The 20,680-nt window shown below is 67.7% G+C and carries 21 protein-coding genes; 9 read left to right on the top strand and 12 right to left on the bottom strand.

All coding sequences use genetic code 11. The annotated features are described in order from the left end of the window. Nucleotides 1-170 precede the first annotated feature (170 nt). The 4 genes from ACZ5BU_RS01305 to ACZ5BU_RS01290 are packed head-to-tail and all read right to left on the bottom strand — an operon-like array spanning nt 171 to nt 3,256. Nucleotides 171-917, bottom strand: coding sequence for an ATP-binding cassette domain-containing protein (locus ACZ5BU_RS01305; protein ID WP_465694625.1), 747 nt, complete (start codon nt 915-917; stop codon nt 171-173). After that, nucleotides 914-1,522, bottom strand: a complete 609-nt coding sequence (locus tag ACZ5BU_RS01300) for a hypothetical protein (RefSeq protein WP_465694623.1) — start codon at nt 1,520-1,522, stop codon at nt 914-916. Before ACZ5BU_RS01300 ends, ACZ5BU_RS01305 begins: the two co-directional genes overlap by 4 nt. Continuing rightward, complete coding sequence (locus tag ACZ5BU_RS01295; RefSeq protein ID WP_465694622.1) at nt 1,519-2,793, bottom strand: hypothetical protein; 1,275 nt, start codon at nt 2,791-2,793, stop codon at nt 1,519-1,521. The genes ACZ5BU_RS01300 and ACZ5BU_RS01295 overlap by 4 nt, the downstream gene beginning before the upstream one ends. Nucleotides 2,794-2,824: 31 nt before the next feature. Then, nucleotides 2,825-3,256, bottom strand: coding sequence for a hypothetical protein (locus tag ACZ5BU_RS01290; protein ID WP_465694621.1), 432 nt, complete (start codon nt 3,254-3,256; stop codon nt 2,825-2,827). Nucleotides 3,257-3,452: 196 nt separating this feature from the next. On the opposite strand from ACZ5BU_RS01290, the gene ACZ5BU_RS01285 reads away from it, so the two are divergent. The 3 genes from ACZ5BU_RS01285 (at nt 3,453) to ACZ5BU_RS01275 (ending at nt 5,714) form a co-directional block, all read left to right on the top strand. Then, the gene (locus ACZ5BU_RS01285; protein ID WP_465694619.1) at nt 3,453-3,881 is read left to right on the top strand and encodes a hypothetical protein; all 429 of its coding nucleotides are present in this window, start codon (nt 3,453-3,455) and stop codon (nt 3,879-3,881) included. Between the two features lie 45 nt (nt 3,882-3,926). After that, the gene (locus ACZ5BU_RS01280; protein WP_465694618.1) at nt 3,927-4,358 is read left to right on the top strand and encodes a hypothetical protein; all 432 of its coding nucleotides are present in this window, start codon (nt 3,927-3,929) and stop codon (nt 4,356-4,358) included. A 585-nt stretch (nt 4,359-4,943) separates the two neighbouring features. Beyond that, complete coding sequence (locus ACZ5BU_RS01275; RefSeq protein ID WP_465694616.1) at nt 4,944-5,714, top strand: SDR family NAD(P)-dependent oxidoreductase; 771 nt, start codon at nt 4,944-4,946, stop codon at nt 5,712-5,714. 22 nt (nt 5,715-5,736) lie between these two features. Here ACZ5BU_RS01275 and ACZ5BU_RS01270 read toward each other — a convergent pair whose 3' ends face one another. The 7 genes from ACZ5BU_RS01270 to ACZ5BU_RS01240 all read right to left on the bottom strand — a co-directional run bounded on the left by ACZ5BU_RS01270 (nt 5,737) and on the right by ACZ5BU_RS01240 (nt 11,571). Further along, nucleotides 5,737-6,069 (bottom strand): putative quinol monooxygenase, encoded by a 333-nt coding sequence (locus tag ACZ5BU_RS01270; protein WP_465694615.1) that lies wholly within the window; start codon nt 6,067-6,069, stop codon nt 5,737-5,739. 49 nt (nt 6,070-6,118) lie between these two features. Then, nucleotides 6,119-7,075 carry a proline racemase family protein gene (locus ACZ5BU_RS01265; protein ID WP_465694614.1) on the bottom strand — a complete coding sequence of 319 codons (957 nt, stop codon included), beginning with the start codon at nt 7,073-7,075 and terminating at the stop codon, nt 6,119-6,121. 78 nt (nt 7,076-7,153) lie between these two features. Beyond that, complete coding sequence (locus ACZ5BU_RS01260) at nt 7,154-7,351, bottom strand: hypothetical protein (RefSeq protein ID WP_465694612.1); 198 nt, start codon at nt 7,349-7,351, stop codon at nt 7,154-7,156. 339 nt (nt 7,352-7,690) lie between these two features. Then, entirely contained in the window at nt 7,691-8,326 is a 636-nt protein-coding gene (locus ACZ5BU_RS01255; protein WP_465694611.1) for a nucleoside/nucleotide kinase family protein, read from the bottom strand. A 37-nt stretch (nt 8,327-8,363) separates the two neighbouring features. Further along, entirely contained in the window at nt 8,364-9,326 is a 963-nt protein-coding gene (gene ligD, locus ACZ5BU_RS01250; protein WP_465694610.1) for a non-homologous end-joining DNA ligase, read from the bottom strand. A gap of 34 nt (nt 9,327-9,360) precedes the next feature. Then, nucleotides 9,361-10,497: a branched-chain amino acid aminotransferase gene (locus tag ACZ5BU_RS01245; RefSeq protein ID WP_465694608.1), complete on the bottom strand. Its 1,137-nt coding sequence runs from the start codon at nt 10,495-10,497 to the stop codon at nt 9,361-9,363. Next, a complete protein-coding gene (locus tag ACZ5BU_RS01240) occupies nt 10,498-11,571 on the bottom strand; it encodes a helix-turn-helix domain-containing protein (protein ID WP_465694607.1) in 1,074 nt (357 codons plus the stop codon). It abuts the gene before it with no gap. A gap of 166 nt (nt 11,572-11,737) precedes the next feature. Between ACZ5BU_RS01240 and ACZ5BU_RS01235 the strand changes: the two genes are divergently transcribed. From ACZ5BU_RS01235 to ACZ5BU_RS01210, 6 genes are all read left to right on the top strand, one after another. Continuing rightward, a complete protein-coding gene (locus ACZ5BU_RS01235) occupies nt 11,738-12,106 on the top strand; it encodes a hypothetical protein (RefSeq protein WP_465694606.1) in 369 nt (122 codons plus the stop codon). Between the two features lie 144 nt (nt 12,107-12,250). After that, complete coding sequence (locus ACZ5BU_RS01230) at nt 12,251-14,665, top strand: Ig-like domain-containing protein (RefSeq protein ID WP_465694605.1); 2,415 nt, start codon at nt 12,251-12,253, stop codon at nt 14,663-14,665. A gap of 87 nt (nt 14,666-14,752) precedes the next feature. Continuing rightward, entirely contained in the window at nt 14,753-17,602 is a 2,850-nt protein-coding gene (locus ACZ5BU_RS01225; RefSeq protein ID WP_465694603.1) for a S8 family serine peptidase, read from the top strand. 57 nt (nt 17,603-17,659) lie between these two features. After that, nucleotides 17,660-17,914, top strand: a complete 255-nt coding sequence (locus ACZ5BU_RS01220; RefSeq protein ID WP_465694602.1) for a hypothetical protein — start codon at nt 17,660-17,662, stop codon at nt 17,912-17,914. A gap of 94 nt (nt 17,915-18,008) precedes the next feature. Further along, the gene (locus tag ACZ5BU_RS01215) at nt 18,009-19,232 is read left to right on the top strand and encodes an MFS transporter (RefSeq protein ID WP_465694601.1); all 1,224 of its coding nucleotides are present in this window, start codon (nt 18,009-18,011) and stop codon (nt 19,230-19,232) included. Continuing rightward, the gene (locus tag ACZ5BU_RS01210) at nt 19,232-19,693 is read left to right on the top strand and encodes a winged helix-turn-helix transcriptional regulator (RefSeq protein ID WP_465694600.1); all 462 of its coding nucleotides are present in this window, start codon (nt 19,232-19,234) and stop codon (nt 19,691-19,693) included. Before ACZ5BU_RS01215 ends, ACZ5BU_RS01210 begins: the two co-directional genes overlap by 1 nt. A gap of 42 nt (nt 19,694-19,735) precedes the next feature. Here the strand turns inward: ACZ5BU_RS01210 and ACZ5BU_RS01205 are convergent, their stop codons facing one another. Then, nucleotides 19,736-20,512 carry a class I SAM-dependent methyltransferase gene (locus ACZ5BU_RS01205; RefSeq protein WP_465694598.1) on the bottom strand — a complete coding sequence of 259 codons (777 nt, stop codon included), beginning with the start codon at nt 20,510-20,512 and terminating at the stop codon, nt 19,736-19,738. Nucleotides 20,513-20,680 lie beyond the last annotated feature (168 nt).

Here is a 20,680-nt window from a genome sequence, read left to right as displayed (position 1 = left end):
GGTGATCAAGCTGCCCTAAGACCAGGTGAGACATCGGTCTGACCAGGGCGAGTGGATGCCACGCCATCCGGACCCAGAGGTCGCAGGTTCAAATCCTGCCCCCGCTACGGAAGAAGGCCCGGACCATTAGGTCCGGGCCTTCGTTTTTCGCGGCAGATAAGGTCGTGTTCTTAGCCGCTGACTGCGACCGTCCCTTCCAGGAGCGCGCTGTACGCCGCTTCGGCGGCGCGTCCTGTGGCGACGCCGACAGGGGTGTGCGCGAGGAAGGAGTCCGTCGACCCGCTGTGCACGATCCGGCCCCGGTTCAGGACGGTGACGTGGTCGGCTTCCTCGGCGAGGTCGGCGACGTCGTGGGTGGACAGCAGCACCCGCACGTCGCCGGTGACTTCCGCCAGCAGGTCGCGGAAGATCCGGCGCTGCCGCGGGTCCATACCGGCGGTCGGCTCGTCGAGCAGCAGGACACGCGCGTCGTGGACCAGCGCGGCAGCCACCCCGACCCGGCGCAGCTGCCCGCCGGACAGCTCGCTCGTCTTCGTCCCAGCCCGGTCGGTGAGCTCGACCCGGGCGAGGGCCTGCTCGGCGCGGTCCCACGCGTCGCGCCGGTTCATGCCCTTCAGCCAGCCGACGTAGGAGACATAGTCGCGCGCGGTCAGCCCGGTCATCGGGAAGACGGTCTGTGGCATCCAGGCCACCGCCCGCCGGTAGCCGGCGGTCCCGGCGGTCAGCCCGTCCAGATCGACCGTGCCGCGGCGCGGCCGGGTGACCGACGCGGCCAGCCGGAGCAGCGTGGACTTTCCCGCGCCGTTGGGGCCGAGTAGCACGGTGAGCCCGTCGGGCAGCTCATAGTCGAAGTCGCGCAGGACCGGCGGCCGCCAGGGCCGGTAGGTGTAGGTGCAGTCGTGCAGACGCAGTGTCATCTGGCTTCCGCCGTTCGGGGGTTCGGTGGAGTGAGCAGCAGGGCAGTGAGCCCGGCGGCGAGCATGAGGGCGGCGGCGAGCGCGGCGTGCGGGGCGCTGGTCGGCTCGGGCAGGATGGTCCACGGATAGGGGTCGTTGCCGGCCCGGAACCCGACGAACATCACGGTCAGCAACCAGCCCACCGGCGCCATGATCGCGGTCTGGCCGGCGACAGCCCGCACGGCGAGCATCAGGCCGGTCAGGAAGGCGGTGTTGCGGACCACCGCACCCGCCCCGGACAGGCCGATCGAGCCGATGAGCGTGCCAACGGCCAGGGCGAGGACCGCGCAGGCGGCCAAGGTGGTGACGGCCAGGGCGGCGTCCAGGGACCGCACCGGCCGGATGCCCGTCGCCTCCTGGGCGGCGAGCCGCGACTCCAGACACAGCATCAGTGCTGACAGCACCGGCACGGGCACGAACAGCAGCAGCGCCACTTGCTGGGTGCCGGTGAACGCGGACGGCAACGCCGCAGTGCCGTTCTGCACCACCACGAGGAGCACGGTGAACAAGAGCAGCGCGGCGGGGAGCACAGTGTGCGCGCGGCGGGCCTGCACCCACCACCTCACCGGGCACCGCACGCGTCGGCCAGGGTCTGGTGGAACCAGGCGGCCTGACGGTCCTTCGGCTGTTTGAGGACCTCCGCGACCTCGGTCTCGACCTGAGCCTGCCCCTCGAAGGGGTAAGACTCGGCCTTGACCGCGCGGCGGTAGCGCTCGTCTTCGCCGACGACGGTGGCGGTCCAGAGGTTGAGCGCGCGGGCGGTGGCGAGGTCGACGCGGTCGCAGTCGTAGCGGACGACCGCGCCGACGAGCAGGTATCGCAGGGTGCCGGCGTCGTGGCCGCGGGTCAGACGCGCGTGCCAGACCTCCCCGGTGGAGTGCTGTATGAAGCGGCCCTCGTTGATGCTGTCGGTGACCAGCTCGGGGTGTTCGTCGACGCCTGCGGCACGCAGGTCGGCGAGGACGGCCAGGACGTCCGCGCGGACCGCCGGCAACTCGTCGTCCACAACGCTCGGCACACACACCTTCGGGCCGGTTCCAGCGCAGGTCATGGGGGCACGGCCGGTGGCCAGCGGCGGGTTGTGGCCCCAGTCGCGGACCATCAGGTACCCGCCGATGGTGCCGGAGAGCGCGACGGCGCCAGCGGTGACGACGACGGCCACCCGCAGTGCGAGGGTGCGGACGGGAAGCCAGAGCAGAGCAACGCCGGCCGCAACCGCCCCGGTGAACAGCACGTGCGGGATCAGCCCGCGGAACGTGAACTCCTCGCCGAACATCAGCCGTTCGGCGGGCTGACCGGAGATATGCCGCAGCCAGAACGGCGTGGTGGCGCGGGAGAACGCGACCAGTACCCATACCCCGGCGGCGAGCAGCGGCGCGACGACGACCCGGGGCAGCCGCAGCCCGACGCTGAACCCAAGGGCGGCGTGCGCGCAGCACACCGCCATGCCGACCGGCAGTGGGGCGAGGCTCGCAAGGGTGGGCCAGACACCCGCGACGGCCAGCGACGTGGCAACCGGAACGATCATCATCAGCCAGGCGAGTCCGACCACGGGAGCCAGCGCGTGCATCGCGACCCGGTAGCGGGACCGCGCCGGAGCGAGGGTCCACACCCCCTCGCGGCGCAGCCGTCCGCTCTCCCAGGCGGCCAGGGCGGAGGCGACCGCGTACGCGAAGGGGTAGGCGAAGGCGAGGGGGTAGGAAGTAAGGGTGGGGGCGTAGCCGTGGTTGCCGTTCGGCGGCATGCCAGGGCCGAGGTAGTAGTAGAGCGGCAGGCCGAGGGCGAGCGGCGCCGCCCACAGCGCGCTGCTCGCGCGGAGCCGCGAGATGGTCTTCATGGGTACGGGTCTCCGGGTGCGGCTCGGCGCGTCAGTCGGCGAGGGTGGTGTCCACGTTGACGCTGCTCACGTCGACCTTGAACACGCCTCCGTCCCTGGTGCCGTCGATCGCCCTGATCTCAAAGTAGTACGCGCCGGCCGGTAGCCCGGACTCAGTGCCCGTGCTGGTGCCGCCGTTGAAGCACTTGGTGAAGGTCTTCTCGCCGTAGCCGTAGTCGGGCCAGTTGTTGATGTCCTCGTAGATCTCGATCGTGACGCTCTCGTCGCGAAGTGTGTCGTTGCAGCCCTTGAAGTTGACCTCGGTGTACGACTCGTCGGCCCAGCGGCGCGACTCGAAGCCGATGTCGCCGTTGATGATGTAGCTGCTCCAGTTGGCGAGCGCCGACTGGGCGAAGAAGAACGGGAACGCGGTGGCGGCGATCGCGAAGGTGGCCGCGCGACGGAGCTTGGGGCGGGACGGCACAGTGGTACTCCCTTGTTGGGCGGTGGAATGGATTCGGGTGATTAGCTGAGCAAGATTTTAGGTGACAGCAGAGCAAGATTTTGGGTGATTATCTGAGCAAGATTTGGGCGATAGCTGGGCAAGACTGGGCGGACTGCGGGAAGGGGCGCAAGATCAACATCCCGTTAGTTCCCGTCCCGCCACAGGAGAATTGCCCATGCCATTGATTCGCGGTAAACACAAGATCGCGGCCGTTGCCGCCGGCGCCACGGCGCTGACGATTCTGCTCGCACCCTCCGCCTGGGCCAACTGGAGCAGTTACATCTACGGTGCCGACATCGGCTTCGAGTCGCGCCGCTGGGCCGACGAGTCGTACACCGAGGTCAACTTCAAGGGCTGCAAGTCGGAAGTGAACGAGTCCGTCGGCATCGAGATCTTCCAGGACATCAACAACTGGCCCGACGACGGCCACGGCGAGAAGATCTTCACCAAGTGCTTCAACGGCGGCACCAGCACGGGAACCGAGTCCGGGTTGTCGCCCGGAGCGTACTACTTCAAGATCACCTCGATTGACGGGACCTATCAGTCGCGCATCGACTGGGTGAGCGTCTCGTCCGTCTCGGTCGACACCACCCTCGCCGACTGATTCGGCACATTGCACTGTTCCCGCCCACGACAGGAGTGCATTTTCGTGCTGTCCCCCAGAAAGTTCCGCCGCGCGGCCACCGTCGCGGTCGCCGCCACCGCCCTGCCGTTTCTCTTCGCCCAGCCGGCGCTCGCCAACTGGAGCGGCTCCCTGTCCCGCGTCGACATCGACTACGAGTCGCGCCGCTGGGCCGACGAGTCGTACACCGAGGTCAACTTCAAGGGCTGCGGCAACACCCGCCAGAACATCAGCGTCGGGATCGAGATCTTCGAGGACATCAACAACTGGCCCGACGACGGCTACAGCGAGAAGACCTTCACCAAGTGCTTCAACGGCGGCACCAGCACGGGCACTGAGTCCGGGCTGCCGGCCGGCTCGTACTACTTCAAGATCAAGGCGCATGACGGCGTCCGTTACTGGAACCTGTACACGGTCAGCGTGAGCAGCGTCAACGTGGACACCACCCTCGCCGACTGACGGCACCTCCAGACGCAAAACCGAGCCGCCGGACCATCCATCCTCCGAACGGACGGTCCGACGGCTCGTCCCCCGTCGTCGACCGACCAGCGAGCCGACCTTCCCCCAGTGACAAACCTGCGGGTTTGGTTGCCTTATTGATAGGCCGAGGCTTGGAGGTTGAAGAGTTCGGCGTACTGCGTGATTCGTCGTTTACCGGCAGAACGAACGGATTCCAGCGATCGATCGGTAGGCGCTGGGAGCGAGAACTGGCGTTGAGGTTGAGTTGACCGAGGACTACTTGGGAAGGCCCTCTGACCAGAGGAAACACTGGTCAGAGGGCCTTCGTCATTCATGCCAGATCGGGACGGCTACGGTCTAGCGGTCGCGTTGCTGATTCTGACTGACCTGCCGGAGTGCTCGCCTGTCAACGTCGGCCCCCTGCCCACAAGGCCCGCGTGTCCTGGCATCACTACGAGTGACCCTCGTATCCTGCCGGTTGGGGGTGGGCGATGTCGCAAGCGGCGAGTGGGACTGTGCCGGGGGCGTCGGGGTCGTTTGCCGAGGCCGTCGCAGGCACCAGCGGTAACCCGTGACAATGGTGCGATGGGCATCTTGGACAAGTTCTGGTTGGGTGGGCGTACGGCGTTGGTGACCGGTGGGTATCGGGGGCTTGGGCTCGCGTTTGCGACCGGGTTGGCCGAGGCCGGGGCGGACGTGGTGATCGGCGCGCGCGATGCGGCCGCGTCGAAGCACGCGGCTGAGAAGCTCGCCGGTGCGACCGGACGGACCGTCGTTGGTGTCGGTCTTGACGTGAACGATCGGACGTCGGGGCGGGCCGCCATCAAGGCGGCGCTGGAGGCGACCGGTCGGTTCGACATTCTGGTGAACAACGCCGGTGCCTGTGTTCACCGGCCCGCGCTCGACGTACCGGATGACGAGTGGGACGCGGTGTTCGCGACGAATGTCGACGGTCTGTGGAAGCTCAGTCAGGAAGCGGCCCGTCACTTCACCACGGTGGGTGGCGGCTCGATCGTCAACGTGGGATCGATCTCGGCGCAGATCGTGAACCGACCGCAGTGGCAACCGGCGTACAACGCGTCCAAGGCGGCGGTGCACCAGCTCACCAAGTCGCTGGCCGCGGAGTGGGCGCCGTTGAACATCCGGGTGAACGCGGTTGCCCCCGGCTACGTGAAGACCGAGATGGCGCCGGTCGACGAGCCACAGTTCAAGGCCCGCTGGATCGACGACGCCCCTATGCAGCGGTACGCCGCGCCCGAGGAAATCGCGCCGACGGTCGTGTACCTCGCCTCCGACGCCTCCAGCTTCATGACCGGCTCAGTGGTCGTGATCGACGGCGGTTACACCCTCCACTGAGATATGCGTTCCGGCTGGGTTGTCAGCCGGGTCGCTTGACGGCGAGTTCTCCGAGTTCGGACCAGTCGTTCTGCGGGAGCTTGAAGTTGACGATGCGGGGTGTCTCGACCAAGTGCGGCGGCAGGTGCTGCTGGGCGGCCTTGAAGTGGTCGGACGTGACGTGGTGGGTGGCTGCCTCGTCGTCGGTGAACGCCTCGACCAGCACGTACTCGTGAGCGTCGTCGAGCGAGCGGGACCAGTCGAACCACAGGCAGCCCGGCTCCGCGCGGGTCGCGGACGTGAAGTCGGCGGTGATGGACGGCCAGTCGTCGGCGTGCTCGGGCTTCACACGGAACTTCGCGGTGATGAAGATCATGAGGATCAACCTAGCGATCACCCACCGCAAGGGCAGTCGCAATCTGAGATCAGCGCAGTACGAACCCGGTGCCCAGCTCGTCGCGCGGATCGAGGGTGAAGGTCGCGGTCCCGGTGCGGTACGCGTTGCCGTGGACCTCGGTGATCACACCCTCGGACGTCTCCGCGACGACCCTGCCGCGGAAGGTCGTACCGACGATGGAGTCGTGGCGGAGCGTCTGTCCCGGGCCGAGCCGGCCCTCGTCGTGCAGCAGCGCCAGACGGGCCGACGTACCGGAGCCGCACGGTGAACGGTCAGCCTCACCGTCGGCGAAGACCGCGAGGTTGCGCTGGTACGGGCCTTCCGCCCAGGAGCCGAGGTCGTCGTACAGGATCGTGCCGTACAGCCCGCTCAGCCGCGGGTCGGTCGGGTGTACGGCGATCGGGTCGAGCGCCCACTTGATCTCGCGGCCGATCGCGATCAGGTCCGCGTACGACGTGGGCGTCACCGAGAGACCGACCGACGACGCCGGCACCGATGCGTAGAACGCGCCGCCGTAGCTGATATCCGCCAGCACCTCACCACGGGACGTCGACACCGGCACGTCCCTGCGCAGCACGTACGACGGAACGTTGCGGAAGGCAACGCCGTCGTCGGAGACGTGCGCAGTGACCCGCCCGGACGGCACATCGATCACCACGTCGCCCGGCGAGACCAGACCGGTGGCGACGGCCCAGGTCGCGAGCGCGATCGTCCCGTGCCCGCACGCGGTGGAGTACCCGTCCTTGTGCCAGAACACCACGCCGAAGTCAGCGCCGTCGTCGTCACCCGGTACGACGAACCCGCCGTACATGTCGGCGTGACCGCGCGGCTCGTTCACGAGCAACCGCCGTACGGCGTCGACATCCGGGGACGACTGCGCCGCGACCCGGCGGTCCGCCACCGAAGCACCCGGGATCTCCACCGACGTCACGATCCGGAACGGCTCGCCGGCCGTGTGATAGTCCACAACGCTGACATCGTCCACGCGCCCACCCTAAACATGACGAAACCGCTGCTCCCCGGCGAAGGGGCAGCAGCGGTTCGAGCGACCTGAGCGACGAGGTCAGGCGGCTTGCGGGATCCGGTTCCGGGCGGCCCAGACGGCTCGGCGCAGTTTGGCCTTGTCGGGGTAGCCGGCCTCGCGGCCGATCACGTACACGTCGTGGCTGCGCATGTTGACCATTCCGGCCACGTACCAGACCGGGCTGCCCTCGGCGAGCATGGTGACGATCATGTTCCGGGTGTCGGCGGTGGTGTTCATTCTGACCCTCTCCTTTGGTCGCTCTTACTGATACGTCGAACCAGGAGAGCCGGATTCGACACCAGCGTGAAAGAAAAGAAACCCGCCCCTCCGCTCCGCTCCGGGGCGGGGGGCGGGGAAAACAGAGCGCCCCGATCGATGATCGGGGCGCTTGTCCGTGTGTGTCCCGGGGGGATGGGACCACCACACGTTGGGGGGGACTTTGACGTTAACCCGACCAAGGGGTCACGCTCGGTCGATTCGGTGCGTGTCCGCCGATCACCTGCCGGTGCGTCGTCGGTACAGCGAAGTCACCAGAACGATCTAGAACAGGAGCAGACCAGAACGGGGTGGCCGCGTTCATCGAGCGGGTTGGATGATCGCATCGGCCGCCGGTGCGGTGGCCGCGATCAGGTGCGCGTTGCGTTCGTCCGAGCCGAAGGTTCGTTCGTGTGCTTCCTCGGGTGATCGGCCGTACGCGCGGTGCCTGGCCTCGAGTCGTTCGTGGCGTACGTCCTCGGGTACTTCGACGTACCAGCACTCGTCGAGCAGCGTCCGTACCGCCGACCAGGGCGCCTCGTCGAACAGCAGGTAATTGCCCTCGGTCAGTACCAGCGTGACCTCGGGCGCGACGCCGATGCTCGCGGCGATCGAGTCCTCGATGCGGCGGTCGAACCGAGGCGCCCAGATCTGTTCGTCCGGGCTCTCCTTCAGCCGTCGCAGCAGGGCGACGAAGCCGAAACCGTCGAATGTGTGCGGTGCACCCTTGACGTCGCCGAGTCCCAGTTCCTCCAACACCGACTGCGCGAGGTGGTACCCGTCCATCGGAACGAGCGCGACCCGGTGACCGTCGGCGGTGAGTTGCGCGGTGAGCTGCTCGGCGTACGTCGACTTGCCCGCCGCCGGCGCTCCGGTGATCCCCAGGATCTGCCGCCGCCCCCGCGTCGCCAACCCGACGGCACGCCGATAGGCCGTGGCTGAGTCCAAGGTCTGCACCTGGGGATCCTAAGCGAGTTCGACCCCTGGGCCGCGGTCAGTCCTCGGGTGGCGCCTCGGCGCCTTCGCGTTCGTCGCGGTCGGCCCACTCGATAAGGGTGTCGAGTGAGTAGACGTTGTCGTCGATCGTGGCGTGCAGGTCGCCGAGTTCGGCGTACCGCTGGGGGACGGTCGCGATCGTGAAGTCCTTCGGGTTCACGGCGTCGACCTCGTCCCAGTGGATCGGGGTCGACACGGTGCCCTCGGGGTTGCCGCGGACCGAGTACGCCGCGGCGATCGTGTGGTCGCGGGCGTTCTGATTGAAGTCGACGAAGACCAATCGAGGGTCCCGGTCCTTGCGCCACCAGGTGGTCGTCACGTCTTCGGGCGCGCGTCGTTCCACCTCCCGCGCGAAGGCGAGCGCGGCCCGCCGTACGTCGGTGAATCCGTACTCCGGCTCGACCCGGACGTAGACGTGGATACCGCTGCCGCCTGACGTCTTCGGGTAGCCGACCGCGCCGAGCTCGTCGAGTACTTCGTGCACGGTGTGGGCGACCCGCCGCACCCGGTCGAACGGGCAGTCGGGCATCGGGTCGAGGTCGATCCGCCACTCGTCGGGCTTCTCGGTGTCGGCACGCCGCGAGTTCCACGGGTGGAACTCGACGGTCGACATCTGAACAGCCCACGCGACGTGCGCGATCTCGGTGACACAGAGCTCGTCAGCGGTCCGGTTGTACCGCGGGAACTTCACCCGAACGGTCTCCATCCACGGCGGCGCACCGTGCGGCAGCCGCTTCTGATGCACCTTCTCGCCCGAAACCCCCTCCGGAAACCGATGCAGCATGCAAGGCCGCTCCCGCAGCGCGTTAACGATGCCGTCTCCGACCGACAGGTAGTACTTCACCAGGTCGAGCTTGGTCTCCCCCCGCGCAGGAAAGTACACGCGGTCCGGGTTCGACACCCGGACCGTCCGCTCACCGACCTCCAGCTCGACCGCCGGAGACTTTGTGTTCCCTGCCATGTCCCCAACCTAACGGCCGCCGGGGAAAACGGCATCAGACCAGGCGGGTGAGCCAGCCGCGGGTGTCGGGGGTGCGGCCGTACTGGAGGTCGAGGAGGGTGGTGCGGAGCTTGGCGGTGACGGGGCCGACGCCGTGGTCGACCGAGTGGTCGCCGATGGTGAGGTCGCCGTCCGGCCAGGCGAGGCGGCCGATGGGGGTGATGACGGCGGCGGTGCCGGAGGCGAAGACCTCGGTGATCTCGCCGGAGCGGACGCCGTCCTTCCACTCGTCGGCGGCGATGCGGCGTTCCTCGACCGGGTGGCCGAGGTCCGCGGCGAGTTCGAGGACGGAGGCGCGGGTGACGCCGGCGAGGAGCGAGCCGGACAGCTCCGGCGTGGCGATCCGGCCGTCGGCGTACACGAAGAACATGTTCATGCTGCCCATCTCCTCGAGCCACTTGTGCTCCGTGGCGTCGACGAACGCGACCTGATCGCAGCCGTTCGCTACCGCCTCTGCCAGACCGGCCAGGCTGGCGGCGTAGTTACCGCCGCACTTGGCAGCCCCCGTACCGCCTGGGGTGGCACGGATCGTGGAGGTGGTCAGCCAGATCGAGACCGGCTTGGGGCCGGTGTTGAAGTAAGGACCAGCGGGGGATGCGATGACGCCGAACAGCACCTCCTTGGAGGGCCGCACGGCCAGGGCGGCCTCGGTGGCGATCATGTACGGCCGCAGGTACAGGCTGGTCTCGCCGTCCTCCGCCGAAGGCACCCAGGCCTCGTCAACGGTCACCAGTGCGCGCAGCGCCGCGACGAACTCCTCCTCAGGCACCAGCGGCAGCGCGAGCCGCTCTGCGCTCGCAGTGAACCGCGCGGCGTTCCGGTCCGGGCGGAACGCCCAGATCGACCCGTCCGCGTGCCGGTACGCCTTGAGGCCCTCGATGATCTCCTGCGAGTAGTGGAAGACGGCAGCCGCGGGGCTGAGCTTGAGCGGTGCGTACGCCGTGACCTTCGAGTCGTGCCAGCCGCGGTCCGCGGACCAGTTCGCGATCACCATGTGGTCCGTGAAGGACTGACCGAACGCAGGGTCCGCGAGTACGGCAGCCCTGGCCTCTGCACTGGCCGGGTCGCTCCGGAGCTCGACCGCGAAGTCCCATGCGTCTGTCACTACCGTCGCCTGCTGTTCAACCGTCACTCACCGCACGCTACTCCGGCCGTCACCTCCACCTCGACCTGCTGCCCACACTTCGGCCATCAGCCGCCGTAGCTCGGTTGCACCAGGCTCTGTCTGTACGACGCGCAGCACCCGGTCGGCAGCGTCGTACACCAAAGCGTCGCGCCACTCGTCCGGAAGCTCCACCAGCACGCGGAGAGCCGTGGCCAGGCCGGCCGCGGACTCTCCGGCCACCACGAGACACTCGGCGAGGCACAGCTCGAGTCTGGCGCGGTCACCGATCCAGCTCGCTGGGCAGAGCTCTCGGGCGCGCTCCAGCAGTACACAGCCCGCGACGCCGTACCCAAGCAGCGTGCAGATGCGCCCCTCGACCCAATGCAGCTGGTACGTCGGAGCGAGCTCGTCGCCGATGCCGATCAACTCCTGCAGGGCGCGGTGGGCCTCCTCGGCCTGTCCGAGCTCAGCCAGGACCAATGCGCGTGCTGCCCGCGGCAGGTAGCTCTGCTGATCGAGACCAACCGCTTCCTCTGCCAGCTCCTGCAGCTCTGGCAACGGTCGTCGCTCGGCCAGCCCGCTCATCACCTCTCTCGCACGCGCGACGGCTCCGCTACCGACACCGTCCGCCGTTGCCCGGGCGGCCCACCACCAGCGCCGCGCAGTACTGCGGTCGTCGAGCCGTGTCAGCGTCTCCGCGATCAGCACGCTCAGCTCAGCCGCCTCCGGCCGATCCGCGCCCGACAGCTGCCGAACGAGGGCCGGTAGCAACGAAGCCGGAGGAACAGTGTGGAAGTCCTTGAACAGCTGGGCATCCGCAGCACCCACCAGGCCCCGCCACGCCGACTCCAACGCGTCGGGCTCGGTACGCACCTGAGCCATGCGTGTGGGCTGCCGGTCGAACGTCGCGGTCAGCCGACCGTCCGTGCCGAGCTCCCGGTCGCAGAGCCGCGCCAACTCCGCGGAGCCCGGCCGTTGACCGCGCTCCACCTGCGACAGGTAGCTGTGGTCGTACCCGACCTGCGCTGCCAGTTGCCGCAGGCTCAGGCCGACGGCCTGCCTGTGCTGCCGTAGCAGTTGACCAAAAGGTGTCTCGGTCACCTGATCACCCCGTTCGCGCTTCGAGCTCATGTGGTGCGTGCCGGCAAAGCTACAAGCCCTCGCCGACAAAAACCGTGCAAAACAAGGCCATGTGGGCTGTGGGCTGTTCCCACAGCCCACAGCAAACACCTGTTGTCCGCAGTGCGTTCTGGGCAATTCTGAAGAGGTGAACCCGCTGCAGCCCCAGGCCCGCCTCTTCCGTCTGGTCCGCCACACCAACCCCACCGCGATCCTCGCCGAGGGCGTGGAGTGGTCCGACGGCGCAGCCACCCTCCGCTGGCGCGGCCCCTGGCCCAGCACCACCACCTGGGACGCCGGCATCGAGGCCCTCCTGGCCACTCACGCCCCCGACGCCCGCACCCAACTCCACTGGACCCAACAACCCCGCCTGACCCCAGCCGGCGACACCACTCCACCGGAAGACACCACACCACCCACCAAGCCGACCCCCACCATCTGGCTACCACCCCCGACCCCCGAAGGCCTCTGCACCCGCTGCGGCCAACCCTGGCCCTGCCTCAGCTGCGGCCCGTAGACGTCCGGGCAGGTATAGGTCCTTCGGCTGTTTGCAACTAGCTGCAGCAGGGTTGCCCTCGAACACCTTCGAACGATACAAATCAGTCTGACCTTCGCCGGTGTCGCTCGGGGTGCGCCGGATCCGCCCAATCCTGGAGAGTTGATGCGTCGCGCCCGCCTGATGCTGACGTCTGCCCTTGTCCTGTCCTTACCGTTGGCGGTGGCCGTCCCGGCTGCCGCTCAGCCGCTGTTGTCCGACGGCCCGCACACCGCATCGCTGGTGCAGGTGGCTCCTGTCGCGGTCCAGGCCTTCCCGGTCCTCGGTGGCCTTGGGGTCGCCTGGACGCCTGCAGCTGGAAGCACCGTCGACGGCTATGTGGTCCAGTCGCTGCGATCCAACGGTGCATGGAGCGACGCGTCGAAGATGCTTCCCGCTGGTACGACCAGTTGGGTGGACTCGCACGTCAAGGCCGGGGCGAGCGCAACCTACCGCGTGGTCGCCGTGAGTGCTGCCGGAGAGAGCGAGCCGAGCGCCGCGACAACTGGCACCAGGCCGGCGACTGATCCTGCCCTCGGGACGAACGACGTACTGACGGTCGACGCGGACCCAGGGGGTTCGCCGACCTGGCTCGCCGACGAGGTGTCCACGCAGGTCGCCGACGCGCCGTCCGACTCGTCGCGATCGCTGTCAGCAGGAAACGTGCGGCTCACCTTGCCGCGACTTCTGACCGGGCCCGGCACGGTCGTTCTGGGCGCGAGCGGACAACCGTTCGTCGTTCGTCAGAACGGCTCCGACTGCAGCCTCGAAGGAACGCTGAAGGTCACCGAACTCGCCTACACCGCGGACCTTCGGATCGCGACGATGAGCGCGACGTACTCCGGATCCTGCGCCGGTGCGCCGTCGGTCTACGGCGAGATCCGGGTGAAGAGCACCGCCCCGTACTCGGCCGTCGTCGTCGACACCCCTCGGGTGGACTTCGGCCAGGTCTACGCCGCTTCGCAGCGACCGAGCCGCAAGGCAACCCTGACGAACGTAGGGACGACGGACCTGACGTTGTCGGTTCAACCGCTGAAGGGCGGTTTCGGCTGGCAGCTCGGAAACGCGCCGTGCGGCCTGGTCCGACCTGGCGACAGCTGCGACGTCGGCATGAGCCTTACTGCGACCAGTGCTGGCGATTACCGGCAGAGCGTCGAGATTCTGGACGGGACGTCGCGAGGTACGCACCATGTCTACTTCAGCGCCAGCGTGTACAGCCGCCCTGATACGCCGCAACGGATCACGGCAGTCGCGACCTACAGCGGTGTGGACCTCTCGTGGACGCCCGGCTCGTGGGGCAACGCCACGCCGGTCGGGTTCGTGATCCGGCGGAACCTCGACGGGATCGACACCACGTTCAACGTGGCGCCGGACCAGACACACTGGACCGAGCCGCGGACCGCAACGTCCGGGCGGGTGTCGTACACGATGTGGGCCGTCAACGAGTTCGACCCCAGTCTGGAGAGCAACCCGGTGACGCCGATGCCGGCGGGCGAGCAGATCGCGGCATTTGTCGCACCGTCGTCCGGTGGGACGGCTGTGCTCGGGAGTATTGCTGTACCGAAGGGGACGCAGGTTGTCCCCGTCGCGAATGCTCCCGCGGGTGATGGTGCTGAGGTGACGAGTGGGCCGAACGGGATCGACCTTGCGTACGTGCTCGCCGATGGCCTGTGGACCCGGCGGGACGGCGTCGACGCGCTCGTTCGTCCGGGGACGGGCATTGCGCACCCGGCCTGGTCGCCGGACGGCACCCGGATCGCGTTCAGTAGGCCAGGCGGCGATGGGACCAACTGCGTTGACGTCCTGACGCTGTCCGACGCTTCCGTGGTCACGGTCGGCTGCAATCTGGACCATCCGATCTGGTACGCCGACAACCACTCCCTGATCGTCAACGACACAAGCCTCACCGGGGCGCCGCTGACGCGCGTCGAGGCGGTGGAACAGGGTGCGCGGATCGCGACCATCGAGGGCTCCGAGGGGGCGACGCAGGCGGTGCTGTCGCCGACCGGGAACCTGCTGGCCTTCGTACCGGCGGGGACCGTCGGTCAGGTGGCCTTCCTGTCGCCCCAAGGTGGAACCGCAACCGTGGCGGACCTCGGCTTCGTAGAGGGGACGAGCATTGCCGGGATCAAGTGGGACACGGTTGGCAGGCAGCTCGCTGTTCTGGTCAGGCGTGACGGACGCGACATCCTCGAGTCCTTCAATGCGGCGGATTTCCTCGGCGGTGGCGGTCTCGGGTTCGATGTCCCGCTGTACAACACGACGACCGAGCGTCTTGGCGACTTCGTGTGGCAAGGCCACAACGTCGTCATCGGCGACACGCCGGCCGGTATGGGTCCGGACGTGTCGATCCCGTTCGACACAGCTGCGCTGAGCGGCGAATGGACGCAGTGCATCCTGGACGGCGAGTTCCTCGGTAACTGCACCTCGCCCTTCACTGCGAGCGGGCTGTCGAGTGGAACACACGTCCTCGAGATCGAGCCCGCCCTTCCAGGCAGTAATTACCACGCCCACGCGACCCGCATCTTCACGGTTCAGTAGCCACTAGGAGTTCTGTTGTCTGTCCGTCCTGCGCAACTGTTGCGCCTTGGCCTTCCGGCCGCCATGGTGGCGGCTACCTTGGTGGCGGTGACCGGGTCATCCGGCAGTGCCGACGTTGCCGCTGTACCGCACCCGTTCAAGGCGAACGCTCGTGTTGAACGGGGAGCGACCAAACCTGTGTACGACGCGAAGTCTGTGATCGTGCAGTTCAAGGCGAAGGCGACTTCGTCGGCTCGTAAGGCTGCGTTGGCGAAGGTCAAAGGTACGCCAAAGGCATCCATCACCGCGGACGTCGTCACGGTGACTGGCGACGTGCCGGCTCCGGAGTTGTTGAAGAAGGTGAAGGCTGATCCCGCGGTCGCGGCGGCCTCGCTCAACTACATTCGGCGGAAGACTGCCACGCCGAGCGATCTGTACTACACGAACTACCAGAAGTACCTGCCCACCGTTCGGCTCAACGAGGCCTGGGATCTCAGCAAGTCGGCCGGTACGCAAACCGTCGCCGTACTGGACACCGGCGTCGACGCCGGGCATCCGGATCTGGTGGGTCATCTCCTTCCTGGTTACAACACGTTCAACACCGCGTCGGCGCCGACTGACGGCGACGGGCACGGTACGGCTGTGACCGGCATCATCGCGGCCGGGACCGGGAACTCGATCGGCATCTCTGGTGTGGCGTGGAACGCCAAGGTGCGCCCGGTGAAGGTTCTCGACGACAACGGCGAAGGCAGCGACGCCAACGTCATCAACGGGATCAACTGGGCGGTCAAGAACGGTGCCCGCGTGATCAACATGTCCCTGGCAGGGGACGGTGACAACCCGATCCTGCACACCGCCATCCAGAACGCAGTGGCCAAGGGTGTGGTGCTGGTCGCCGCGGCGGGCAACACGGGCGCTTCGGCGCCGCAGTACCCGGGTGCGTACGACGAGGTGCTGTCCGTTGGTGCCACCAACTGGTACGGGGCGCTGACCGACTTCAGCACGTACGGCAACACCGTCGACATCGCCGCGCCAGGCTTCAACATCACCAGTACGGCACTGCGATCCAAGACGCCGCCCGGCTACGACCCGTACGTGATGGGCCTGTCGGGTACGTCGTTCTCGTCCCCGATCGTTGCTGGTGTGGCGGCACTTGTGCGGAACAAGTGGCCGTCGTACACCCCGGCGCAGGTGATGGCGCGGCTGAAGTCGACTGCGCGAGACGCGGGACAGCGCGGCATCGACCCGTACTTCGGTGCGGGCATCCTGGATGCCAACTCTGCGCTCGGGGGCCACTGGACCACCGACTTCCCGGTGACCGCGCCCGATGGCAACGACCAACCCGTCAGGGCCACCGCCTTCCCCGCGACACCTTCATCGGTTACCGGCACGATCGGTGTGGAGGGCGAGGTCGACTGGTACCGGGTCGATACGACGGCACCGAGCAGTCTCAGCGTCGCCCTGTCGGGGCCGATGTTCGACTGCGCCTACTCGTCGAACTTCGCTCCGCGCCTTGATGTCTATGACCGGAACCTGCAGCCGCTGGGGCATGTAGTGACTCCCTACCCGACGACCCAGATCGATCCGCTCACCGGCTGCCCACAGCCGACTGCTCTGCTCGCGATGGTCAACGTCAGCGCACAGTCCGGCGGCACGTTCATTGCCGTGCGCAACGACAACGGATCGCGAGACACGCGTCCGTACAAGCTGACCGCCAGCATTGAGGGCATCGCAGACACGCGGACAGGTGTGGCGTACCCCGTGATGGACGTACAGCCGGCCGAGCAGGCGTCGAATGTGCCGGTGAGTGCCAAGCCGACGGTGACGTTTGCTCGTCCGGTTCTTGCCGACAGCGTCACCGCGACAACGGTCCGGCTGCTCAACGGCCAGACGGGCGCGCCGGCCCCCGCCACTGTCACCTACGACGCGGCGACCGGCCAGGCGGTGCTCAGCCCGGACTGGCCACCGTCCCCCGCAACCCCGTCGACTCCCGCGACGCTGCTCGACAACACGCCGTACCGGATTCAGGTCAGCGGTGTGCAGGAGGCCGACGGTACATCGATGGCGCCGTTCACCAGTACCTTCCGTACGGAGGACACTGCGCCGCCGGAGGTGGCGCCGTTCGACGCCTTGGGCGCGTACCTGGCCGCGAACCTGTCGTGGACCATCCACCCCACGACCGACCTGGGCCAGGTTGTAGTACGGCGGAACACGGGGAGCACCGTCCCGACGCCGACCACCGGCACGCTCGTCTACGCGGGTACGGGGAACGCCGTGAAGGACACCGGTCTTGCGCAGGGCGTCACCTACACCTACGCCGTCTGGGCGCGGGACCGCTCCGGGAAGTACAGCCTGCCGAACGTGAAACGGCTGCTGGGGATGAAGACGGGGATCAGCACGACGTCGACGCTGATCACCAATGGCGGGACCATCACGCTGCGCGGAAGCCTGTTGCGAATCGACAACAAGGCGTACTACGGGCTTCCGGTCAACGTGTACGTGCGACCGAAGACCTCGTCGAAGTTCACCCTGCTCGCGACGCCGAAGACGAGTGTGGGCGGGACAGTCGCGGTGCCGGCCAAGCCTGGTCTCTCGTCGGTGTACATGATGACGTTCCCGGGGAACGGTGAGCTGATGGGGACGCGGACCGCGGACATCACGGTTAACGTTGCGCCGACGGTTTCGGCGGCGTTGGCGCCGGCTTCTATCAAGCTTGGGCAAGCGAGTGCGTTCAGCGGGTATGTTGCGCCGGCCCATGCTGGGCAGACCGTGTATCTGCAGCAGTACGGGAGCAAGGTGTGGAAGTCGGTTGCTTCGGTGAAGCTGAGCGCTTCGGGGAAGTATGCGTTCGGGATCAAGCCGGCGGTGCGGGGGCAGATTGCGTATCGGGTCTGGTTCCCGGGGGATGCGGATCATGCGCAGGCGTTCAGTGTGAACAAGATTCTGACTGTCAGCTGACACGCCGGTGAGGGGCTGAGTTGCGGGGGGCCGGTGCTGGATGGGAGTCAGGTTGAGTTGGTCGAGGACGGGCCGACGTTGCCGGCGGCGTACGAGGCGATGCAGCGCAGTTGTCAGGTGCAGATCCGGGCGCTGGATCGCGGTCCGTACTCGGCGCCGCCGGCTTCGCAGCAGGAGCTCGAGTTGGAGCGGTTGCGGGACGGGCTGGCGTACCGGGCGATCTACGGGTTCGAGGTGTCCGAGTCCGGTGAGGTGATGGCGGTGCTGCCGGAGCTGCGGGCGGCGGGGGCCGCCCGGTGGCGCTGGATTTGAGATGTGACCGGGATCACTTTCTGATCTGGATTGCATGGAGCAACTCAGGTGTTCTGGGTTTCATCGTGCAATTCAGCTCTGGAAGGAACCTGGCGTGACCACCAGCACTCTCGAACTGACAACGGCACCGCGCACTCTCAATCGGCGAGCAAGCTTCTGGACGGCCGCCTCCGTAGCTGGGCTGAGCCTGTGGACCAGCGCAGCCCCGACCACGACGTACCCGCTCTACGCCGCGGCCTGGCACTTGACTCCTACTGCGACTACCGCGATCTTCGCCGTCTACCCAGTTGTGCTGGTCGCGTTTCTGTTGGTCTTCGGCCAGCTGTCCGACTACATCGGACGACGGGCGACGATGCTGTACGGCGTCGGCGCGCTGCTTGCCGGTGTTCTGCTCTTCGCGATCGCGCCGTCGGTCGCGTGGGTGTACGCCGGGCGTGCGCTGATGGGCGCCGGTGTCGGGCTCGCGCTGACTCCGGCGACGGCCGCGGTCGTCGAGTTCAGCCCGGTCGGCAAGGCGGCGCGTGCCTCGTCCGTGACCACAGCTGCGACCGCGGCCGGCCTCGCACTGGCGACGATCGTCGGCGGAGGTCTGATCGAGTACGCGCCCCAGCCGCTGCACCTGGACTTCTGGGTACTGCTGGCCGTGGCCGCGGTCGTCTTCGGATTCGTCTGGCGGCTCCCGCGCCACACCAAGGACGAGAGCCGCGGGGCGTGGCGGCCGCGGCCGATCTCCGTACCCAGGAGTATCCGGGCGCTGTACGTCGCGTCGGCCCTCGCTGTGACGACCGCCTACGCGTTCGGCTCGGTCTTTCTCGCGCTGGGCGCGCAGATCGCCCATCAGCTGATCGGGACCGCGAACGTCTTCGTCATCGGTCTTGTGCTCGCGATCATGTCGATCACGATCGGCGTCACGGCGATTGCCGGACGGCGCTTCCAGCCCGGCCGGTTGGTTCTGGTCGGCGCGGTGGCCACGCTGGTGGATCTGACCGTTCTTGAGACCTCGGCCCAGCTGCACTCGCTGCCGCTGTTCATGACCGCGACCGTGCTCGGCGGCATCAGCTACGGTCTGCTGTTCTCGGGCGGCCTCGGGCTGATCACAGCGCACGCGCCTGCTCATCACCGCGGTGGCACGGTGGCGGCCGTTTACCTTGTCGCGTACGTGCTGCAGGGAGCGATCGCTCTGACCCTCGGTCTGGTGGCGACAGCGTCTGGTCTTGGTACGGCGTTGCTCCTGGGGACGATCGTCATCGCTAGCCTGGCGTTGCTCGTGATTGCCGGCGCCGGGGCCCTGGCAGCGAAGAAGGTCCAGGAGGTCTGATGACAATGCCGAACTGCTCGATCGCTCGCGCGCTCGAGCTCGTCAGCGACCGCTGGACCTTCATGATCCTGCGTGAGGCGCATCTCGGCACCACGCGGTTCGCTGACTTCCGTGGCTTCCTCAAGATCGCGCCGAACATCCTGACGAACCGACTGACCACCATGGTCGACGCCGGCCTGCTGGAGAAGCGTGAGTACCGGGAGGAAGGCGAGCGGACACGGTCGTCGTACCACCTGACGCCTGCGGGTGCGGACCTCAAGATCGTGCTGGCGGCGTTGCAGCAATGGGGCGACGTGCACGTGCCGCGCGCGGACGGTCCAACTGTGCTGCGGCGGGACACGCGGTCCAAGGGCCTTGTGGATGTGGGTTTTGTGGACAAGAGCGGTCAGCAGGTTCCGGACGAGGACGTGGTCTTCGAGCCGGTTCCAGGAAGCTCGGCGGATCGCAGTACCTGGCGTTGATGTACGGCCGGCCCGCAAGCACGGGCCCGCACTGGTTACCGGTCAGCGCACGGCTGTTGCGAGGAGGTACTGCGCCGGCAGGTTCACCTGGCCGTTTGGCGTGGTCCAGTTGTCGGTCAGGGTCTTGAGGAACCGCTCCCGTACGTCGTCGAGGCGGCCTGCTTGTTCCAGGAGCGGGAAGGTCGTCACCCCGAGCGGGTGGTTGGCGAAGCGGGTCTCCCAGTACTCCTCCGGCGAGGCCGCGGTGACGGTGAGCTCCAGCGTTGTCGTAGTGACCTGGTAACCGTGCCGGGAGAAGAGGGTGGACAGCGCCTTCGGGTCGTGCCAGTCGATGGTGCCGGTCGGGCCGTCGGCGCCGGTGACCTCGCGTGCGGCGCCGGCGATGATGCCGACGAGTTTGCCCATCACGCCCGGCAGCCAGCTGGTGAGCAGGATCCGGCTCGCCGGTTTGGTGACCCGGGCGAGCTCGGCCGCCGCCGCGGCGGGGTCGGGCGCGAAGATGATGGCGAAGTTGGACAGGACCGCATCGGCCGAAGCGTCCGGGAGCGGGATGTCTGCCGCGGTGCCGTCGACGACGGTCAGGTCGCGGGCGCCGGCGGTTTCCGCGATCACCTCGCGCAGCCGGGCGGCCGGTTCGACAGCGGTCACGCGGGCGCCGAGGTCGGCGGCCAGCAGCGCGACGTTCCCGGTTCCGGCCCCGACGTCGACGACGTGCTCGCCGGGTTGGATCGCGGCCGCCGCGACCAGTTCGCGGGCTGCGGGTCGCAGGTCCGCCGCCGTCGTTTCGTACGTTCCCTTGCCCCAGTCGATGTCACTCACCCGGCAACCTTAGGCCGGTTCCCGACAGCGTCGGGTTCCCGCCGTCACGACGCATTGACCGCTAGTTATGGAACGTCTCTACTAAATGGTTGTCGGTCCGGCTCGCGCGCCGCCCCCGTGAGCCGGGCCGGACCCTGTGGATTACCGATGCCGGTTTGTAGGCATCCG

The organism is Kribbella sp. NPDC031520, assembly GCF_055580825.1.
This window is presented reverse-complemented; position numbering and strand designations above follow the sequence as displayed.

Excerpts from the sequence above, each read along its gene's own strand:
- ACZ5BU_RS01305 (WP_465694625.1), bottom strand. The coding sequence starts at position 917 with ATGACACTGCGTCTGCACGACTGCACCTACACCTACCGGCCCTGGCGG.
- ACZ5BU_RS01295 (WP_465694622.1), bottom strand. The coding sequence starts at position 2,793 with ATGAAGACCATCTCGCGGCTCCGCGCGAGCAGCGCGCTGTGGGCGGCG.
- ACZ5BU_RS01285 (WP_465694619.1), top strand. The coding sequence starts at position 3,453 with ATGCCATTGATTCGCGGTAAACACAAGATCGCGGCCGTTGCCGCCGGC.
- ACZ5BU_RS01275 (WP_465694616.1), top strand. The coding sequence starts at position 4,944 with ATGGGCATCTTGGACAAGTTCTGGTTGGGTGGGCGTACGGCGTTGGTG.
- ACZ5BU_RS01270 (WP_465694615.1), bottom strand. The coding sequence starts at position 6,069 with ATGATCTTCATCACCGCGAAGTTCCGTGTGAAGCCCGAGCACGCCGAC.
- ACZ5BU_RS01260 (WP_465694612.1), bottom strand. The coding sequence starts at position 7,351 with ATGAACACCACCGCCGACACCCGGAACATGATCGTCACCATGCTCGCC.
- ligD (WP_465694610.1), bottom strand. The coding sequence starts at position 9,326 with ATGGCAGGGAACACAAAGTCTCCGGCGGTCGAGCTGGAGGTCGGTGAG.
- ACZ5BU_RS01230 (WP_465694605.1), top strand. The coding sequence starts at position 12,251 with ATGCGTCGCGCCCGCCTGATGCTGACGTCTGCCCTTGTCCTGTCCTTA.
- ACZ5BU_RS01210 (WP_465694600.1), top strand. The coding sequence starts at position 19,232 with ATGACAATGCCGAACTGCTCGATCGCTCGCGCGCTCGAGCTCGTCAGC.